Origin of the sequence: Thermophilibacter gallinarum, assembly GCF_014982725.1 — a bacterium.
Lineage (GTDB): Bacteria > Actinomycetota > Coriobacteriia > Coriobacteriales > Atopobiaceae > Thermophilibacter > Thermophilibacter gallinarum.
Map to the genome: position 1 here is coordinate 81,195 of NZ_JADCJZ010000003.1, position 18,410 is coordinate 99,604.

General features: G+C 68.0%; 18 protein-coding genes. 16 read left to right on the plus strand and 2 right to left on the minus strand.

Features of this window, described 5'->3' with window-relative positions; translation table 11 throughout:
* The first annotated feature begins 24 nt into the window (after positions 1-24).
* The gene (gene holA, locus INF26_RS07025) at positions 25-984 is read left to right on the plus strand and encodes a DNA polymerase III subunit delta (protein WP_193530209.1); all 960 of its coding nucleotides are present in this window, start codon (positions 25-27) and stop codon (positions 982-984) included.
* A 118-nt stretch (positions 985-1,102) separates the two neighbouring features.
* On the opposite strand, the gene INF26_RS07030 is transcribed toward holA, so the two are convergent.
* The gene (locus tag INF26_RS07030; RefSeq protein ID WP_193530211.1) at positions 1,103-1,522 is read right to left on the minus strand and encodes a hypothetical protein; all 420 of its coding nucleotides are present in this window, start codon (positions 1,520-1,522) and stop codon (positions 1,103-1,105) included.
* A 1,148-nt stretch (positions 1,523-2,670) separates the two neighbouring features.
* A complete protein-coding gene (rpsT, locus tag INF26_RS07035) occupies positions 2,671-2,934 on the minus strand; it encodes a 30S ribosomal protein S20 (protein ID WP_193530213.1) in 264 nt (87 codons plus the stop codon).
* Positions 2,935-3,042: 108 nt separating this feature from the next.
* Between rpsT and lepA the strand changes: the two genes are divergently transcribed.
* The 15 genes from lepA to INF26_RS07110 all read left to right on the plus strand — a co-directional run bounded on the left by lepA (position 3,043) and on the right by INF26_RS07110 (position 18,403).
* Positions 3,043-4,854 carry a translation elongation factor 4 gene (gene lepA / locus INF26_RS07040; RefSeq protein ID WP_193530215.1) on the plus strand — a complete coding sequence of 604 codons (1,812 nt, stop codon included), beginning with the start codon at positions 3,043-3,045 and terminating at the stop codon, positions 4,852-4,854.
* Positions 4,851-5,855, plus strand: coding sequence for a tRNA dihydrouridine synthase (locus INF26_RS07045; RefSeq protein ID WP_332307329.1), 1,005 nt, complete (start codon positions 4,851-4,853; stop codon positions 5,853-5,855). The genes lepA and INF26_RS07045 overlap by 4 nt, the downstream gene beginning before the upstream one ends.
* A 164-nt stretch (positions 5,856-6,019) precedes the next feature.
* The gene (locus tag INF26_RS07050) at positions 6,020-6,469 is read left to right on the plus strand and encodes a hypothetical protein (RefSeq protein WP_193530217.1); all 450 of its coding nucleotides are present in this window, start codon (positions 6,020-6,022) and stop codon (positions 6,467-6,469) included.
* Complete coding sequence (locus INF26_RS07055) at positions 6,466-7,686, plus strand: coproporphyrinogen-III oxidase family protein (protein ID WP_193530219.1); 1,221 nt, start codon at positions 6,466-6,468, stop codon at positions 7,684-7,686. Before INF26_RS07050 ends, INF26_RS07055 begins: the two co-directional genes overlap by 4 nt.
* Positions 7,687-7,775: 89 nt before the next feature.
* On the plus strand, positions 7,776-8,246 hold the full coding sequence (locus tag INF26_RS07060) for a deoxycytidylate deaminase (protein ID WP_193530221.1): 471 nt from the start codon (positions 7,776-7,778) through the stop codon (positions 8,244-8,246).
* 63 nt (positions 8,247-8,309) lie between these two features.
* The gene (locus INF26_RS07065) at positions 8,310-9,386 is read left to right on the plus strand and encodes a DnaJ domain-containing protein (protein ID WP_193530223.1); all 1,077 of its coding nucleotides are present in this window, start codon (positions 8,310-8,312) and stop codon (positions 9,384-9,386) included.
* 77 nt (positions 9,387-9,463) lie between these two features.
* The gene (gene dnaJ, locus INF26_RS07070; protein WP_193530226.1) at positions 9,464-10,678 is read left to right on the plus strand and encodes a molecular chaperone DnaJ; all 1,215 of its coding nucleotides are present in this window, start codon (positions 9,464-9,466) and stop codon (positions 10,676-10,678) included.
* A complete protein-coding gene (locus INF26_RS07075) occupies positions 10,675-11,955 on the plus strand; it encodes a MiaB/RimO family radical SAM methylthiotransferase (protein WP_193530228.1) in 1,281 nt (426 codons plus the stop codon). Before dnaJ ends, INF26_RS07075 begins: the two co-directional genes overlap by 4 nt.
* 331 nt (positions 11,956-12,286) lie before the next feature.
* Positions 12,287-13,258 (plus strand): PhoH family protein, encoded by a 972-nt coding sequence (locus INF26_RS07080; protein WP_193530230.1) that lies wholly within the window; start codon positions 12,287-12,289, stop codon positions 13,256-13,258.
* A complete protein-coding gene (gene ybeY / locus INF26_RS07085) occupies positions 13,248-13,757 on the plus strand; it encodes an rRNA maturation RNase YbeY (protein ID WP_193530232.1) in 510 nt (169 codons plus the stop codon). The genes INF26_RS07080 and ybeY overlap by 11 nt, the downstream gene beginning before the upstream one ends.
* Positions 13,754-14,134 carry a diacylglycerol kinase family protein gene (locus INF26_RS07090; RefSeq protein ID WP_193530234.1) on the plus strand — a complete coding sequence of 127 codons (381 nt, stop codon included), beginning with the start codon at positions 13,754-13,756 and terminating at the stop codon, positions 14,132-14,134. Before ybeY ends, INF26_RS07090 begins: the two co-directional genes overlap by 4 nt.
* Before the next feature lie 16 nt (positions 14,135-14,150).
* A complete protein-coding gene (gene era, locus INF26_RS07095; protein WP_193530236.1) occupies positions 14,151-15,062 on the plus strand; it encodes a GTPase Era in 912 nt (303 codons plus the stop codon).
* A gap of 3 nt (positions 15,063-15,065) precedes the next feature.
* Positions 15,066-15,815, plus strand: a complete 750-nt coding sequence (gene recO, locus INF26_RS07100; protein WP_193530238.1) for a DNA repair protein RecO — start codon at positions 15,066-15,068, stop codon at positions 15,813-15,815.
* A gap of 159 nt (positions 15,816-15,974) precedes the next feature.
* Positions 15,975-16,724 (plus strand): LytR/AlgR family response regulator transcription factor, encoded by a 750-nt coding sequence (locus INF26_RS07105; RefSeq protein ID WP_193530239.1) that lies wholly within the window; start codon positions 15,975-15,977, stop codon positions 16,722-16,724.
* Between the two features lie 107 nt (positions 16,725-16,831).
* Positions 16,832-18,403, plus strand: coding sequence for an Hsp70 family protein (locus INF26_RS07110; protein WP_193530240.1), 1,572 nt, complete (start codon positions 16,832-16,834; stop codon positions 18,401-18,403).
* The last annotated feature ends 7 nt before the right edge of the window (positions 18,404-18,410 follow it).

Here is an 18,410-nt window from a genome sequence, read left to right on the forward strand (position 1 = left end):
CGCCAAGACGACGAGGGGAGTGACATGGCCGAGAAGGGCGCGCTGCTGCCGGCGTACCTGATCGTGGGGCCCGACGAGCTCAAGCGCAAGCAGGCCGTGGCACGGCTCCGCGCCCGCGTGGACGGGCCGCTCGCCGCCTTCAACCTCGAGGAGCTCGTCGCGAACGACGACATGGACCCCGTGGAGGTACTCGCCTCCCTCAACACGCTGCCCATGGGCGGGGACCGACGCGTGGTGGTCATCGAGGCGGCGGAGAAGCTTCCCAAGGCGGTCTCCGAGGCAATCGTCGACTATCTCTCCAGTCCCAACGAGAGCTGCACCCTCGCCCTCGTGGCGGGGACGCTCGCAAAGTCGACGCGCCTCTACAAGGCGGTTGCGGGGGTGGGCCCCCGCTCGGTCGTCGACTGCTCCGCGAAGAAGGGGTGCGACCTGCCCCCCTACGTCCAGAAGCTCGCGCAGGCGCACGGCGTGTCCATCACGGCCGACGCTGCCCGTGAGCTCGTGGCGCGCGTGGGCGAGTCGACCACGATGCTGGACACGCAGCTCGGCTCGCTCGCCGCGCTTCTCGGCGGCTCGGGCACGATCTCGCCGGAGTTCGTGGAGGCGAACGTCGCGCGCGTGGCCGAGGTCAAGCCATGGGAGTTCCTCGACGTGCTGAGCGCCCGCGACGTCCGGCGCGCCCTCTCGCTCCACCGTCTGCTCGACGGCTCGGCGCTGGGCCTGCTCTCGCTCGTCACGGGCCGTCTGCGCGAGCTCGTCTGCGCGCGCTCGCTCCCCGCGCGCGGGGACGGTGCGGCGGTCGCCCACGAGCTCGGGAAGCAGGACTGGCAGGTGAAGAACCACGTGCGCTGGGCGCGCCGCTTCGCCGACGGCGAGCTCGAGGCACTTCTCGGCGCGTGCGCCGAGGCCGAGCGCGCCCTCAAGAGCGGCGCCGAGGAGGAGGACACCATGGTGCGGCTCATCACCCGCATCTGCGGCGCGTGACGTCCTTCTCGATCGTGTCCCTGCTCCTTCACCCCTACTAGGGTGACGGGTTATACGTATTGCAGAGATGGATTAGACCTTGCGAGACGTAAAGGTTGTCACCCAGCGCCATATCGCACTAGAGCAGACCGTAGGCCTCGACCGGCACCGTCTCGCTGAACGGCTGCTCCTCGGGTACGTTGATGAGCGGCGCATGGTCGCGCGGGACGCCGAAGGTCTCCAGCAGCCGGTCGAAGTAGCCGACGTCGAGCACCTCCTCGGGGGAGAAGCGGACGATGCGCGGCCGCTCGAGGGTGAGCCGCGACTCACGACGTCGCTCGCCGCGGATCGCGACGAGGGGCGTTCCTCCGTTCATGGTCGGGCTTACGTACTTCTCGCCACCGTCGAGCTCGCCGATGACGAGGGTGCCGTCTGGGAGGACCCACAGGAAGTCCACCCGATGGACCTTGCGCGGGTCCATCGGGTCGCAGAACGGGACCTGGAGCTCGGGAGCGGCAAACCCAAGCTCGAACATGGTCGCTCGGGCGATGGACTCCATTCCGTTCTCCGGCCGCGGATCGGCCAACGACGTCGCGAGGCGGGCGATCTCCGAGCCTCTGTGACGGGTGCCCATCGACCTCACATAGGAAATGAGCCCGCTTCGGTCCGTAGCGCCAACATGAAGCGAGGAGTCAGCGATTGCCAATCCTTCGCGGAATCCCAGACGCCGCGCGCAGTCGAAGACCGTACGCTCCACCGAGGTAACCGGGACACCTGAGGCAATCACAGGTTCGTCGCCGGAGACGTGGACCTGTCGTACGGAGCCGCGTGCGTGGCAGCGTCTGGTTCCGGACAAGGTCGCTACCTCTAGTGGATGTTGGAGTCGCTCGGTCAAGCTGAGGCCGTGGGCGACTGCCGCAGACGTCCCACAGAAGACCCATGACGGGTGAAGCGTATGGATTCCGCGCATGAGATGAAGAGTCCGCTGCGTCTCGGTGAGGCCAAGCCACAGATCGCGATCGACATAGAGGAGGGGAAGCGGCGAGACGAGCGATCCGTCCGCCACGCGACGCTCGAGCGCCTCTCGTATTCGCCGCGACCGCGTCGCAAGGCATGCGCCGCTATTCTCGGCCTCAGCAAGCAGCTCTTTGATCTCCTGGGTCACGCGCCTCTGCATCGTCGCCCCCTTCCGTTGATCGGAAGATGGTAGCGAAGGGTGCTGTCGGCTGACTATTCGCTGTCTTGCAGCTCACTTTCCGCTGCACGTCAGAGCTTTGGACTGTTACGACCGCCGACAGGAGAAATACGCGAGCGGTCGATTGCGGGCTTCAGACGGCAATCCTCACGGCATGCGAAGCGTGCGTCAGTCCAATCCAGCACGAAAGCGCACAGGTGCGCACGATGTGCGATCGCTCGCCAAATGATTGACTGAATTGACGTCTCGTTGGGATGGGATGGTCCGGGTGGGCCGCATATTCTGTCACTAATCAGACGGGATTATGAGAATGACACGAATGACGCGACCCCGCCCGTCCGCTGGGTGACAAGGTTTGCGTGCCTTGGACGCGGATGAGATAAAACGAACGGTAAAGTTTGTCATTCATTGAGTGGGGGACTCAGTCAACTTTGCTGTCGAGAAGGTCGTCGGCATGAAAAAGGGACCCGGGCAGCACCCCGGGTCCCCTTGACGCGCTTTGTCAGCGGAAGCTACTTGATGGTGTTGACGAGCTTCTGCACGCCGCTCTTGCGCTGAGCGGCCTGGTTCTTGTGGATGATGCCCTTGGAAGCGGCCTTGTCGAGCAGGCGGCAAGCCTTGTTGGCGGCAAGCTGCGCGTCCTCGGCGTTGCCGGCCTCGACGGCAGCGCGAACGCCCTTGACGGCCGTCTTGAGCTCGGAGCGGACGGCGCGGTTGCGCTGGCGGGCCTTCTCGGCGGTGATGATGCGCTTCTTCTGAGACTTGATGTTAGCCACGTGCGGTTCCTTTCAAAAAGCTTCTGTTCTGAGGCCTCTGTTTGAGACACGGTGAGGTCAGCCTGCTGAGTATAGCATGCGGCGCGGCTCTTCGCTATCATTCACCTCATGTCTACGACCGATACCTCACATATCCGCAACTTCTCGATCGTTGCGCACATCGACCACGGCAAGTCGACCATCTCGGACCGCATCCTCGAGCTCACCCACACGGTGGAGGAGCGCGACATGGAGGCGCAGCTCCTGGACACGATGGACATCGAGCGGGAGCGCGGCATCACCATCAAGTCCAACGCCGTGCGCGTGACCTACGACGCAGACGACGGCGAGACCTACCAGTTCAACCTCATCGACACGCCGGGTCACGTCGACTTCACCTACGAGGTCAGCCGCAGCCTCGCCGCCTGCGAGGGCGCGGTGCTCGTGGTGGACGCCACGCAGGGCGTGGAGGCGCAGACCGTCTCCAACGCCAGCCTGGCCATGAACGCCAACCTCGACATCGTTCCCGCGATCAACAAGATCGACCTGCCGAGCGCCGAGCCCGATCGCGTGAAGGAGGAGATCGAGGAGGACCTCGCCATCCCGGCCGACGACGCCGTGTGCGTCTCCGGCAAGACCGGCGAGGGCATCCACGACCTGCTCGAGGCCATCGTCATGCTCGTCTCTCCGCCTAAGGGGGACGCCGCTGCGCCGCTCAAGGCCCTCATCCTGGACTCCTACTTCGACGAGTACCGCGGCGTGGTGGCCACGGTGCGCGTCTTCGACGGCCGCATCCGCAAGGGCGACCAGCTCCGGATGATGCAGGCCGGCGAGGGCTTCCTCGTTGACGGCGTGGGGGTCAAGCGCCCGGCCGAGCAGCTCGTGGACGAGCTGGGCGTCGGCGAGGTCGGCTTCGTCGTCACGGGCCTCAAGAACCCTGAGGCCGTGCGCGTGGGCGACACCCTCACCGGGGCCGACCGACCCTGCGCCGAGGCGCTGCCGGGCTACCGCGAGGCAAAGCCGATGGTCTACACCGGCATCTTCCCCATAGACAACAAGGACTACGAGAACCTCCGCGACGCCCTGGAGAAGCTGCGCGTGAACGACCCGTCGCTCACGTGGAGCCCCGAGACCTCGGTGGCCCTGGGCTTCGGCTTCCGCGTGGGCTTCCTGGGTCTGCTCCACATGGAGGTCGTCAAGGAGCGCCTGGAGCGCGAGTTCGCGCTGTCGCTGATCGCCACCTCTCCCTCGGTGGACTACCACGTCTACAAGACCGACGGCGAGATGATCGAGGTCCGCAGCCCGCAGGACCTGCCCGACGTCACGCGCATCGAGCGCATCGAGGAGCCCTACCTCAAGGCCAAGGTCATCGTGCCGCCCGAGTACACGGGCGCCGTCATGCAGCTCGCCATCGAGCACCGCGGCATCACGCAGGACATGGTCTACCTCTCCGAGAAGTCCGTCGAGATGCACTTCGACATCCCGCTCGCCGAGCTCATCCTCGACTTCTTCGACCAGCTCAAGAGCCGCACCAAGGGCTACGCGAGCCTGGACTACGAGTTCTCCGACTACCGCGCGAGCGACCTCGTGAAGCTCGACATCCTGCTCTCCGGCGACGAGGTGGACGCCCTCAGCTTCATCGTGCACCGCGACAAGGCCTACTCGATGGCGCGCGGGCTGTGCGACAAGCTCAAGGAGATCATCCCGCGCCAGCAGTTCGAGGTGCCCATCCAGGGCGCGATCGGCAACAAGATCATCGCGAGAAGCACCGTCAAGGCCGTGCGCAAGGACGTGCTGGCCAAGTGCTACGGCGGCGACATCTCGCGCAAGCGCAAGCTCCTCGAGAAGCAGAAGGAGGGCAAGAAGCGCATGAAGCAGATCGGCTCCGTGGAGGTGCCGCAGGAGGCGTTCCTCGCCGTCCTCAAGGTGGACGACCAGTGACGGCCGCCGAGGTCCTGGCCGAGTTTGCTCCCGCCGCCGCGCTCTGCCCCGCGCTGCCCGCCTGGGACGGCGAGCTTTCCGGCAGGCTGCTCATGGCGCCGATGGCGGGCGTCTCCGACGCGGCGTATCGCCTCATGGCGCGCGCCGGCGGCGCCGCGCTGGCCTACTCCGAGATGGTCTCGTGCGCGGGGCTCTACTACGGCGAGAAGAGCTGGGAGCTCGTGGACCCCGACCCGGCGGAGCCGGAGATCGCGGTGCAGCTCTTCGGCTCCAAGCCGGAGCTCTTCCGCGAGTCCGCGGAGCGCGTGGCGACCCGCCTGGGCGAGAGGCTCGCGCTCATCGACATCAACATGGCCTGCCCCGTGCCCAAGGTGACCAAGAAGGGCGAGGGGTCGGCGCTGCTGGAGAACCCCGCGCTCGCCGCGGACATCGTGCGCGCGTGCCGCTCGGGCGCGCCGGACGTGCCCGTGACGGTGAAGATACGTCGCGGCCGCTACATGGGGCAGGAGGTCGCGCCCGAGTTCGCGCGGGCGATGGAGGACGCCGGAGCCGCCGCGGTGGCCGTGCACGGTCGCTTTGCCACGCAGATGTACCACTGCGAGGCGGACTGGGGTGCCGTGAGCCGCGTCGCGGACGCCGTGGGCATCCCCGTCATAGCCTCCGGCGACATCCTTTCGCACGACGCCGCGAGGCGCGTGCTCGCGGAGACCGGAGCGACGGCCGTGATGGTCGCGCGCGGCACCTACGGCAACCCATGGGTCTTCTCGGGCCACGAGCCGAGCGTCGCCGAGAAGGTCGCGGCCTTCGAGTGCCACGTGCGCCTGCTCGAGGCTACGGGCGCCCACCTCAAGCGCGCCCGCAGCCTCGCCGGCTGGTACTTCAAGGGCATGCCCGACGCCGCCCGCTGGCGAAACGCCGCCATGAGCTGCGTGACGGCTGACGAGTTCCTCGCCGTGGCCGCCGAGGTGCGCGCGCATGTCTGTCCCGAGGCCTGCAGCTAGCTTCTCGCCGAATCGGGTACAATGCAGGTGCCGGGAGTCGCGGCATAGAATTCGGCTCACGTGTACGTGTAGCCTCCGAGGACGACGGGGCGCGCAAGCGTAGAATATCGTCCACGTGTTGCGGGGCCTGCCTTGGCGGGCCCCGTTGTCGTATAGGGAGGACGATGAGACTCGTATCGATCGCCGACGATTACGTTGACCTGCTGTCGTCACGAGACAGGGAGTTCATGCAGAAGCATGGCAGGCCCTGCGTCCTTCTCGTGAGACTGAGGTTTCGGGTCAAGCGACACGACTTTGCTGTTCCCCTGCGATCGAATATTGCGCCCAACGTACCAAAGGAACAGTATTTTGCCCTGCCGCCCCGTCCTGCCACTCGCCCAAAGTGCAGACATGGAGTCCACTACATAAAGATGTTTCCGGTTCGGCGCTGCCTCGTCAGGAGATTCAGGACTGAGGGCAATGCGTACTACGAGAAGCTCGTTGCCATACTTGACACAAATCAAAGTCGGCTTGTAAGGGAGTGCCAGGCTTATCTCGACGAGTATGAGAGACTCGGTAAGCCGTGCTTCGCTGTCGATCTGGACAAGGCGCTCGAGCTGATGGAGAGCATATGACAAGCGCCCTCTACCTGCACGTGCCGTTCTGCGCGCGCAAGTGCGCGTACTGCGACTTCGCCTCGTGGGCGACGCCCGCTGGCGATGCGCTCATGGGCGCGTACGAGCGCGCGCTCGAGGCGCAGCTTGACGAGATCGCGTCGCTCGGGCTGCTCGAGGGGTGCGAGACCGCCTACGTGGGCGGCGGCACGCCGACGCTTCTGGGCGAGAAGTGCCTCGGCTCGCTGGTCGAGAAGGTCATGGCAGTGGCGCGGCCCTCGGAGCTCACCTGCGAGGCCAACCCTGACTCGCTCTCCGACGCCGTCCTTCTCGCCGTGCGCGAGGCGGGGGCGACACGGCTCTCGGTCGGCGTGCAGAGCCTCGATGACGGGGAGCTTTGCGAGCTCGGCCGCCTGCACGATGCTGCCTGCGCCCGCGAACGCGTGCAGGCTGCGGTGGCGTCGGGCCTCGACGTCTCGATCGACCTCATGTGCGCGACGCCGGGACAGACGCCGGAGAGCTGGAAGCGCTCGCTCGCGTGCGCGGTCGCGCTCGACGTGGGCCACGTGAGCGTCTACCCGCTGCAGATCGAGGAGGGCACGCCGCTCGACCGTCGCTACGCGGACGACCCCTGCGCATGGAACGACCCTGAGGTACAGGCTGAGAGAATGACCGAGGCTCAGGCCGCACTTGAGACTCATGGGTATTCCCGCTATGAGGTTGCGAGCTACGCACGCCCAGGTAAAGCGTGTCGTCACAACAAAGTCTACTGGACGGGTTCACCCTATCTGGGTCTGGGTACCGCAGCCTCGAGCATGCTCGACCTAGAGGGTTACCTGAGACTTTTAAGCGTCTGCCCACAGCTCCCGGCGGCGCCGTCGGACGCCCGGCGCGTCCGGCTCACGGTCGAGACGCCGCGGCATGAGCTTGCCGAGGGCCCGCGCCTCTCCGCTCTGTCCTTCTCGCTGGAGTTCCTGACCGGGGCGCAGGCCGTCGCGGAGGACCTCATGCTCGGCGCGCGGCTCGTCGAGGGGCTGCGTTCCGAGCTCGTGGCCCGTGCCCGCGAGCTCTTTGGCGCCCGCTTTGACGACACCGTCGACGCCCTTCTCGCCCGCGGGCTCCTGGCCGAGAAGGACGGCCGGCTCGCGCCCACCGAGCAGGGCTGGCTCCTCGGCAACGAGCTCTACGGAGCCCTCTGGGACCTCGCTCCCGGCGAGGTCGTCACCGCCCGCTGCTAGGCGCGCAACCGCCCCTCTCGCACGGCTCTTGCGCCGTACGCGCAAATGCGGCATGCTAGCAGGACAAACGCCGTGGAGAGGGGAGCGTCATGCCGGGCAAGCGCACCGACGTCATCAGCTGGGACGAGTTCTTCATGCGCGTGGCCGTCGCGGCCAGCCTGCGCAGCAAGGACCCCAACACGCAGGTCGGGGCCTGCATCGCTGACACCAACCACCGCATCCTCAGCGTGGGGTACAACGGCACGCCCTCGGCGCTCAACGACGACGAGTTCCCCTGGGGCACCGACGAGGACCCGCTTCACGACAAGCACAACTACGTCATCCACGCCGAGGCCAACGCGATCCTCAACTACCGCGGCTCGCTCAAGGACATGACCGGGGCCACGGTCTACGTCACGCTCTTCCCCTGCCACGAGTGCGCGAAGACCCTCGTGCAGGCCGGCATCGGCGAGGTCGTCTACCTCGACGACAAGTACGACGGCACCGAGGACAACCTCATCTCCAAGAACATCCTTCAGCGTTGTGGGATCGCCTACCGCCAGATTGCGCTTTCTGAATAGAGGCTGTCGGGCGCGGTTATACTGTTAGGGTTCTGAGCACCGCGCATACGGGAGACCCGCCACATGGCATCGATGAACGACAAGGACTACTACGCCATCCTGGGCGTCGAGAAGGACGCCTCCTCCGACGACATACGCAAGGCCTTCCAGCAGAAGGCGCGCAAGCTCCACCCCGACGTCAACAAGGAGCCCGACGCCGAGGAGCGCTTCAAGGAGGTCTCGGAGGCCTACGCCGTGCTCTCCGACCCCGAGAAGCGCCAGCGCTACGACGCCATGCGCTCCGGAAACCCCTTCGCCGGCTCCGGCGCGCCCACCCAGCCCGGGGGATACGCCGACCCGTTCGGCTTCGGCGGAAGCCCGTTCGGCTGGGGCCCCTTCGGCGCCGCGACCTCGCGCCGCCGCTCACGGGCGTACCGCCCGCGCGCCGGCGCGGACGTCGTCTACGAGCTCACCGTCGACGCGGAGACCGCCGCCAAGGGGACCCGCCGCGGCGTCACCTACCAGCGCTACGTCTCCTGCGACGCCTGCCACGGCTCGGGGTCGGTCGCCTCGGACCATGCCGCCACCTGCCCGACCTGCGGCGGGCGCGGCTCCATCACCGTCGACACCGGCCTCTTCGGCGTCATGGCCATGACCTGCCCGGAGTGCGAGGGCACCGGCCGCGTCGTCGCGAGCCCGTGCTCCGCCTGCGGGGGATCCGGCCGCACGATCTCCGCCAGCGAGGTCGTCGTCGACATCCCGGCGGGCTCGCACGACGGCGGCGAGGTCCGCGTCGCCGGGATGGGCAACGCCGGCACAAACGGCTCCACCGCCGGCGACTTCGTCTGCCGGGTCTGCGTGCCGGAGGAGCGCCTCAGCCGCGGACAGGTGACCGGCTTCAACCTCATCGGCTTCGGGCTGCCGTTCCTGGCGCTCGGCCTGCTCACCTCGTCGCTGTCCGCCAACGCCGTGTTCCTCGTGATCCTGTTCGTGTTCGGCGCCTACCTCGTGGCGCGCGACGGGATCAGGCTCGCGCCGCGCTGGTGGCGCAACGCCGGCGTGGCGACGCTCAACGGCCTCACCAACGGTCTCGTGATCGCGCTGTTCTTCGCCGCGATGTTCTCGTGCACCATGAGGCCTATGATGGGCTTCTACTACTAGGTTTTTCTCGACGCCCGGCCGCTCGCGCCCGGGCGCCATTCCGTGGGTCGAGAGTTCGTTCAGGGAGATAGGGGAACGTGGAACCGAAGAGGGACTACTACGAGGTGCTCGAGGTGCCTCGTGACGCCGACGCAAGGACCATCAAGCGCGCCTTTCTCAAGAAGGCCCGCACGCTGCACCCGGACGTGAACGACGCGCCCGACGCCGAGGAGCGGTTCAAGGAGGTCAACGAGGCCTACACCGTGCTCTCCGACGACCAGAAGCGCGCCAATTACGACCGCTACGGCGACCCCAACGGTCCCGCCGGCTTCGGCTCCGACTACGTCGACGTCTCCGACATCTTCGGGGGCGGCGGCTTCGGCTTCGGCGACATCTTCGACTCCTTCTTCGGCGGCATGGGCGGCCGCGGCACCTCCGGCGCCGCCCAGCGGACGCGCGGCCGTGACATGGGCATCCGTCTCACCATCACGCTCGAGGAGGCGGCCGCCGGCTGCACCAAGACCGTGGCCTACACGCGCCTGGCCCCCTGCGAGGACTGCGGCGGCACGGGTGCGGCCGAGGGCGGTCACCTCCACACCTGCGAGCGCTGCCACGGCACGGGCCGCGTCGTCGAGGTCCAGCGCACCATCTTCGGCCAGATGCAGACCCAGGCCACCTGCCCCGCCTGCAACGGCCAGGGCCAGGTCATCGACCGGCCCTGCGAGACCTGCGAGGGCCAGGGGCGTACGCCCTCTCGCGAGAAGGTCGAGGTCGAGGTGCCCGCCGGCGTCCACTCGGGCCAGACCCTCACCATCGAGGGCAAGGGCGAGGCGGGGCTGCGCGGCGACGCCTGCGGAAGCCTCGTGGTCAGCGTCGAGGTCACCGAGAGCGAGCGCTTCGAGCGTCAGGGCGACGACCTCTACTGCACCGTGACGGTCGACGCGCTGCAGGCGATCGTCGGCACCGCGGTGAGCGTGGACGGCATCCTGGAGGGCGAGCAGGTCACCGTCTCGGTGCCCGCCGGCTGCCAGTTCGGGCAGCGCGTCGTGGTGGAGGGCCACGGCATGCCGCGCCTCGGCATGGCCGCCCGCGGCAACCTCGTCGCCGTCGTCCAGATCGAGACTCCGCGCGACCTCACCCCCTCCCAGCTCGACGACATCGCCTCCATCGTCTCCGTCCGCGGCGGCGACGGCCCGTCCGAGAGAGACCTCGAGCCCGAGGGCTTCTCCGCCGCGGCCGAGAACGCCGCAGAGCACTTCGCGCACGAGCGCTGGCGCGCCCCCAAGAACCCCTTCAAGGACGGCCGCAGGTGAGCGAGGCCAACGGCGTCTCCCTCGTCAACCTCGGGTGCCGCGTCAACCGGGTCGAGCTCGACGCCATGGCGCTCGAGCTCGAGCGCGCGGGCGCGAGGCTCGTCGCCGAGCGAGACGCGCGCGTCGTGGTCGTCAACACCTGTGCGGTCACGGGAGAGGCGGAGGCCAAGACGAGAAAGGCGGTGCGCCGCGCGGCGTCGCTTCCCGGCCGGCCGCTCGTCATAGCCACCGGCTGCGTCGCCAACCTCTTCGCCGACGAGATCGCCGCGCTCGCGCCCAACGTGTGCGTCGAGCGCGACAAGACCGCCGTGGCCGCCCTCGCCCTAGCCGAGCTCGGGCTCGACGGTGCCGGCGGCGGCCCCGACGCCCCCGCGGAGGGCTGCGCGCCCACGCCGACGCCGACCGGGCGCACGCGCCCCGGCATCAAGATCCAGGACGGCTGCGACAACCGCTGCACCTACTGCATCGTCTGGCGCGCCCGCGGCGCCGGGCGCTCCCTGCCCCCCGAGCAGGTCCTCTCGGCCGTGCGCGCCGCGCAGGCCCGGGGCGCCCACGAGGTCGTGCTCACGGGCATCAACCTCGGCAGCTACCGGGCGTCGGACGCGACCGGGCGCGAGCTGCGCCTCCCCGCGCTCCTCGACCTGCTCCTGTCGAAGACCGACGTGGGGCGGATCCGCCTCTCTTCGATCGAGCCGCCCGACGTCACGCCCGAGCTCTGCCGCACCATGGCCGCGGCGGGGGAGCGCGTGGCGCCCTTCCTCCACGTCTGCCTCCAGTCCGGGTGCGACGAGACGCTCAGGCGCATGGCGCGCGTGTATCGCACGGCCGACTTTCGGCGCGTCGTGGAGACCGCCCGCGAGCACCTGCCGCACGTCGCGCTCGGCACCGACCTCATCGTCGGGTTCCCGGGCGAGACGGACGAGGACTTCGAGCGCTCGCTCGACTTCTGCCGCGAGGCCCGCTTCGCGAAGATGCACGTCTTCCGCTACTCGCGCCGCCCCGGGACCCCCGCCGCGACCATGGCGGGGCAGGTGGACCCGCACGTCATGGCCGAGCGTGGTGACCGAGCCCGCGCGCTCGCCGACGAGCTGCGCCTCGCGGAGGCGAGCCGCCTGGTGGGCGAGAGGGACCTCGTCGTCGTCCAGTATCCCGGGCGCGGCGTGTCCGGCGGCCTGTTCGACGTCCTTCTCGAAGCGTCGATTCCCGTTGACAGCCTCGTCCCGGTGCGCCTCGCCGGCGTTCGCGACGACGCGACGCTCCTCGCGGAGCTGCTCTAGCCCCGCAGCCGACGCTCTTTGACGGCTTGGGTTCGCTGCCGTCGGCCGGGAACTCGAGGCATCCGTAAAGTGGCTGGTAGCAGCGTCGTTTAAAATTACATGCGTCATGTCGTCCGGGAATTCGAACCCAAACCGTATTCGGGTTTGGGTTCGAATTCCTAAGCACGACGTCCGAGATGACAATTCGAAATCATATAAACGCAGCTAGACAATTCGCTTCGATCCCAGTCTGTCGCCCGCAGCCCAGCGCTCAAACCCAAACCGTGATGGTGGCGCGGCGCAGCCCGCGCCGATGGGCTATCATCGACTCAGCACCCGTCCCAGGAGGAACATGGAGCCAACGCAGGTCCGTCTCACCATCCCCGACTCCGTTGACCCGACCGTGCTCATGGGGCCGGCCGACTCCCTGCTCAGGCGCATAGAGGGCGGCTTCGACGCCATGGTCTCGGTGCGCGGCAACGTCGTGAGCGTCTCCGGCCCGGCCGACGTCGTCGACCAGGTGACCTCGGTCTTCTCGCGGCTCATCCGGCTCGTCGACGCGGGCGAGACCCCGTCCACCGGTGAGGTCGATGTCATAATCGACCAGGTCCGTCACGGCGCGGAGCGCGTCTCGCTTGCCGGCGACGACATCCTGCTCACGTTCCGCGGCCGCGCGATCCGACCCAAGACTGCGGGCCAGAAGCGCTACGTCGACGCCATCCGCAAAAGCACCGTCACGTTCGGGCTGGGCCCGGCCGGCACGGGCAAGACCTACCTCGCCATGGCCATGGCCGTGGCGGCCCTCAAGCGCCACGAGGTCGGCCGCATCGTGCTCGCCCGCCCCGTCGTGGAGGCGGGGGAGTCGCTCGGCTACCTCCCGGGCACGCTCGCCGAGAAGCTCGACCCCTACGTGCGCCCGCTCTACGACGCGCTCTTCGACATGACCGACATCGAGAAGGGCAACGTGCTCATCGAGCAGGGCATCATCGAGATCGCCCCGCTCGCCTACATGCGCGGTCGCACCTTCAACAACGCCTTCGTCATCCTGGACGAGGCGCAGAACACCACGCCCGAGCAGATGAAGATGTTCCTGACGCGCCTGGGCTTCTCGTCCACCTTCGTGGTGACGGGCGACGCCACCCAGCGCGACCTGCCTGGAGAGGGCGGCCTGGAGTCCGCCCGTCGCGTCCTCGAGGGCATGGAGGGCGTCTCGTTCGTCGACTTCGACAGAAACGACATCGTCCGGCACGCGCTCGTCGCCCGCATCGTGGACGCCTACGAGCGCGACGCCGCGGAGAGAGGGGAGGGCCGCGATGCCCGCTGAGTGCTACCTGGACGTCGAGGAGGGCGTCACGCCGCTGCTCGACGAGGGGGAGCTCGAGCTGTGCTGCGAGGCCGCGCTCGAGCACGAGGGCGTCGCCCGCGACTGCATGGTCTCCGTCTCCTACGTGAGCGAGGCGCGCATGCGCGAGCTCAACGCCCGGTGGCGCGGCGTCGACGCGCCCACCGACGTCCTCTCGCTCGAGTGCGAGCGCCCCGACGACCCTGACCTCGCGCCCGACGAGCCCTGCGAGCTCGGCGACATCGTGCTCGCGCCCGACTACGTGGCCCGCCAGGCCGCCTCCTTCGGCACGACCCCGGCCGACGAGGAGCGCCTGCTCGTCGTCCACGGCATGCTGCACCTGCTCGGCTACGACCATCTCGACGAGGCGTCGGCCGAGGAGATGGAGGACCTCGAGATGGAGGTCCTCGGCCGCGTCGCCACCGACGGAACGCTCACGCGCGTGGTGCTCACCCGCCATCGCGAGGAGGCCGACGCATGATACCCGGATCAAAGAGCGACCACCCCGGCTTCCGCAAGAGCTTCCTCTTCGCCATCCAGGGCTTCCGCACCGCGGTCGCCACCGAGCGCAACATCAAGGTCATGCTCGCGGTCGGAGCCTGCGCGGTCGTCGCCGGCCTCGCCCTGCAGATCGACCTGCTCAGCTGGGCCATAATCCTGCTCTGCTGCGGCGTGGTCATCATGGCCGAGCTGCTCAACACCGCCGTCGAGACGGTCGTCGACCTCGTGTCGCCGGAGTTCCACCCGCTCGCGGGCCGCGCAAAGGACATTGCGGCGGCCGCCGTGTGGGTGCTCTCGTGCCTCGTCGCCATCGTCGGCGTCCTCGTCTTCGCCAACGCGATCATCGTGCGCATGTGACCTTCCAAGGAGTGGTATGACCGAGAAGAACGTTCCCTTCACCAGCGGCTTCGTCGCCTTGGTGGGCCGTCCCAACGCCGGCAAGTCAACCCTGCTCAACGTCATCATGGGCGAGAAGCTCGCCATCACGAGCCCCGTCGCGCAGACCACGCGACGTCGCATGCGCGCCGTGGTGAACACGGACCACTCGCAGCTCGTGATCATCGACACGCCGGGCCTGCACAAGCCAAAGGACGCCCTCGGCTCCGAGCTCAACAAGAGCGCCCTTGGCGAGCTCGCGGACGCAGACGTGGTCGCCTTCCTCGTGGATGCGACCAAGCCCGTGGGCCGCGGCGACGAGTGGGTCGCCAACCACGTGGCCCGCTCTGACGCCGACTACAAGCTGCTCGTGCTCACGAAGGCGGACGTGGCCAAGCCCGAGCAGGTCGCCGCCCAGCTCGAGGCGGCCCGCACGCTCTGCGACTTCGACGACGAGCTCGTGGTCTCGGCCACGGAGGGCTTCAACGTGGACGCGTTCGTCGAGCTCGTCTCCGCGCACCTTCCCGAGGGTCCGCGGTGGTTTCCTGAGGACATGGACGTGGACGCCTCGCCCGAGGAGCTCGTCGCCGAGTTCGTGCGCGAGAAGCTCTTCCTGCACCTGCGCCAGGAGCTCCCGCACTCGGTGGGCGTCATCTGCGACGACATCGACTTCACCGACGACGAACACGCCACCATCACGGCCACGATCCTCGTGGAGCGCGAGGGGCAGAAGGGCATCGTCGTCGGCCGCGGCGGCCAGATGATCAAGCAGGTGGGCATCGAGGCCCGCCGCGACATCGAGCGCCTGCTCAACTGCAAGGTCTTTCTCGACCTCACGGTGCGCGTCTCGCCGGCGTGGCGCCGCGACGAGCGGCAGATCCGGCGCCTCGGCTACTCCGTGGAGGAGTAGGCGGTGGCCGGTCGCCGCACCTATCGCACCCGCGCGATCGTGCTCGACCGCACCAAGCTGGCCGAGCAGGACCTCATCCTGACGCTGCTCGCCGCCGACGGCAGCCAGGTGAGAGCCGTCGCAAAGGGCGCGCGCAAGCCGGGCGGTCGCCTCGCGGCGCGCGTCGAGCTCTTCTGCGAGACGGACTTCCTCCTCGCGGCCGGGCGAAGCCTCGACGTCGTGAGCGAGGCGCAGACCGTCGAGCCCCACGCCGCGCTGCGCGGCGACTACGAGCGCGTCGCGGCGGCGAGCGCCGTCGCGGAGGTCGCCCGCCTCACCTGCTACGAGGATGCTCCGGACGGCTTCCTCCACCCGATCTGCTCGCGGGCCCTGCGCGCGTGCGAGGGGGCCGCCGACCGCGCCCATCTCGACCTCGTCGTCGCGGCGTACGCCATGAAGGTGCTCGCCCACGGCGGGTGGCGGCCGGAGCTCGCAGGATGCTGCGCCTGCGGCGACCAGGACGTCTCCTACTTCTCGGCCGCCGCCGGCGGCGTCCTCTGCGCGAGCTGCGCCCGCGAGGTGGCCGGTGCCCGCGAGCTCTCGAGGTCCGAAGTCTCCTGGCTGCGCGCGCTGCTGGGCCTCACCTTCGACGAGCTCCTCGTCGTGCAGATCGACGCCGAGACCGCGGTCGTGCTTCTCGGCGCCGCCCACGTCTGGGCCGCCACCCATCTCGACGCGCGCCTCTGCGCGACTGAGTTCTACCTCGGGCTGTAGGAGCTCGTCATCCGAAGCGCGACCGGTCTTTACAGTAGGTTGACTGCGTTCGTATCGGCAGTCGCGTACTTTATTACGACTGGCCCGGTCGAACCTGAACATCAAATCATTATGAATCCGACGCTGCCGGAGCCAGTGGGTACGAGTTGGGGTGATGCGATGGGTCGGGAGACGTATGTCTCGGTCGCCGTCGTGGATGACATCGCCGCGCGAGCCGCGGTCGTTGCGGCGCATGTGTCGAGAATGCAGCTGAACGTCTCGCGCGGATGCTCCCCACGAGCGAGGAGAATCTCGCCTGGCTCGGCGCTGACGGTGCTCTTTGACATCGAGACCTGGCTGGAAGCGGAGAGAGTCGCCGAGCGCGCCGCCGCCTTCACGAGGGGCATCGTGATCTGCTGCTCGTCAGAGGCGGAACGCGAGGCTGTTCGCGCGTTGCCGGATTCGTTGCTCGAGTGCGGGACGGTCCAGCTGATCTCGCTCGCCGAGCTCCCCCTTGGACGAGGCGGCGAGGAGGGGTTCCTCCACCTCAGAATCGACCGTCTCAAGGAGGCGCTCGTGGGTGCCGTCGGGAGAATCGTCGAGTGGGTTAACAAGCCGCTGTGTCTGACCAGCGGAAACATCGTCCATCTCGTGTCTCCGCAGGAGATTCGCTATGTGGAGAGCGAGCGCAGGGCGCTGCACGTGCACGCTGCCACGCGCATTGACACCTACGCGACCCTTGAGCGCCTCGGAGAGCTGCTCCCCAGCTCGTTCGTGCAGTGTCACAAGAGCTACCTCGTGAACCTCGAGTACGTGAGCGTGTTCACGGGCGACCGCATCATCCTCGTCTCCGGCGAGTCGATCCCGGTGAGCCAGCGGCGGCGGGCGCTCACGCGCGAGAGGATCGCAGGCTATGCGCGCTCAGTCTGAGCCGCTGCGGACATGACGACGAACGCCGCATTTCTTACGGTCGGTCCCTCTGTGGCAACTCACCGACATACCCTCTCCACATCCCTCAAGGAAACGTGAGGCTTCGAATGGCAGTGATCGGCATTGACCTCGGTACCACCTACTCCGCCGTCGCCGTGAGCGAGGACGGGGTCGGCGCCCGCGTGCTTCCCAACCTCGAGGGGATGGACACGACGCCCTCCGTGGTCTACTTCCCCGGCACCGAGACAGGCACGGAGGAGCCGCTGGTCGGTGCCATGGCGAAGAACTCCGCCGCGGCGGCTCCGAGCGCTGTCGTCCGCTCGATCAAGCGCATGATGGGCGACCCCGACTACCGGTACTACTCGCTCAACGGAAACGAGTTCCACCCGGAGGAGGTCTCCGCCCTCATCCTCAAGTATCTCAAGCAGTACGCTGAGCTCGACCTCGGCGAGAAGGTCGAGGGTGCCGTTGTCACGGTTCCGGCATACTTCGACGACGCACGGCGCACGGCCACCAAGCAGGCGGGCAAGCTGGCCGGCCTCAACGTCCTGCAGGTATTCAACGAGCCGACCGCTGCGGCCATAGCATATGGCGTCGACGAGCGGGATGCCGGTCGCGTGCTGGTGTACGACCTCGGCGGCGGCACGTTCGACGTCACGCTGCTCGACATCCGCGACGGGCGATTCGACGTCATCGCCACGGGCGGCGACCCCGAGCTCGGCGGAGACGACTTCGACCGGGAGCTCGCCCGCCTGATCAAGGAGGAGCTCGCCCGCCAGGGACGCCCCGTCGACGAGTACGAGGACGACGCGCTTCTCGCTGAGATTGACGAGAAGGCCGAGGTCATGAAGCGCAGCCTGACGAACGTCGCCCAGGCCACTTCGATCTTCACCGTTGACGGGAAGACCTATCGCGTACGCCTGACGCGCGAGCAGTTCGAGGCGGCCACCAGGTCGCTGCTCACCCGGACGCGCGAGCGGGTCGAGCTTCTGCTCGAGGGGCAGGGCATGGGCTGGGACGACATCGACCGCGTCCTCATGGTGGGCGGGTCCACGCGCATGCCCATGGTGCGAAGCATGCTCGAGGAGATCTCCGGCAAGGAGCTCAGGCACGAGGTGAACCCAGACGCCGCGGTCGCCATCGGGGCGGCGATCTATGCTCGCTCCCTCGCGCAGGGTTCTGTCGATGGGGCGGGGGAGGGCGTCCTCGTCCCCGCCGGGGACCTCGAGGCGGCTGCCTACGAGACCCCTGTGATCCTCGTCTCCGACGTCACCTCCCAGTCCCTTGGCATCATCGCGAACGACGTCGTCGAGAACCGCGAGCGGAACTTCGTCGTCATCCCTCACAACTCGAAGATCCCCACCAAGTGCTCCCAGACCTTCTACACCGTCGTCGACGGGCAGAGCAGCGTCCTCGTGCGCGTGACGGAGGGCGACGACACGGAGGTCGAGTACGTGCGCATCGTCGGCCAGAGGGAGCTTCCCCTCCCGCCGCACCCCGCTGAATCGCCGGTCGAGGTCACCTACGCCTACGACATCGACCAGACCGTGTACATAGAGCTCACCGACCTCGTCACCGGCCAGTCCCTCGGGACGTTCGAGCTCGACCGCTCCTCGAACCTCAGTGATTCGCAGGTCAACACCCTGCAGCACAAGATAGACGCAATATCCGTCGTGTAGCCAACGA

Coding starts and splice junctions, on each gene's coding strand:
- ybeY (WP_193530232.1), top strand. CDS start 13,248: ATGCCCGCTGAGTGCTACCTGGACGTCGAGGAGGGCGTCACGCCGCTG.
- INF26_RS07065 (WP_193530223.1), top strand. CDS start 8,310: ATGGCATCGATGAACGACAAGGACTACTACGCCATCCTGGGCGTCGAG.
- lepA (WP_193530215.1), top strand. CDS start 3,043: ATGTCTACGACCGATACCTCACATATCCGCAACTTCTCGATCGTTGCG.
- INF26_RS07060 (WP_193530221.1), top strand. CDS start 7,776: ATGCCGGGCAAGCGCACCGACGTCATCAGCTGGGACGAGTTCTTCATG.
- INF26_RS07050 (WP_193530217.1), top strand. CDS start 6,020: ATGAGACTCGTATCGATCGCCGACGATTACGTTGACCTGCTGTCGTCA.
- INF26_RS07110 (WP_193530240.1), top strand. CDS start 16,832: ATGGCAGTGATCGGCATTGACCTCGGTACCACCTACTCCGCCGTCGCC.
- holA (WP_193530209.1), top strand. CDS start 25: ATGGCCGAGAAGGGCGCGCTGCTGCCGGCGTACCTGATCGTGGGGCCC.
- INF26_RS07105 (WP_193530239.1), top strand. CDS start 15,975: ATGGGTCGGGAGACGTATGTCTCGGTCGCCGTCGTGGATGACATCGCC.
- INF26_RS07080 (WP_193530230.1), top strand. CDS start 12,287: ATGGAGCCAACGCAGGTCCGTCTCACCATCCCCGACTCCGTTGACCCG.
- INF26_RS07030 (WP_193530211.1), bottom strand. CDS start 1,522: ATGGAGTCCATCGCCCGAGCGACCATGTTCGAGCTTGGGTTTGCCGCT.
- INF26_RS07055 (WP_193530219.1), top strand. CDS start 6,466: ATGACAAGCGCCCTCTACCTGCACGTGCCGTTCTGCGCGCGCAAGTGC.
- INF26_RS07090 (WP_193530234.1), top strand. CDS start 13,754: ATGATACCCGGATCAAAGAGCGACCACCCCGGCTTCCGCAAGAGCTTC.
- era (WP_193530236.1), top strand. CDS start 14,151: ATGACCGAGAAGAACGTTCCCTTCACCAGCGGCTTCGTCGCCTTGGTG.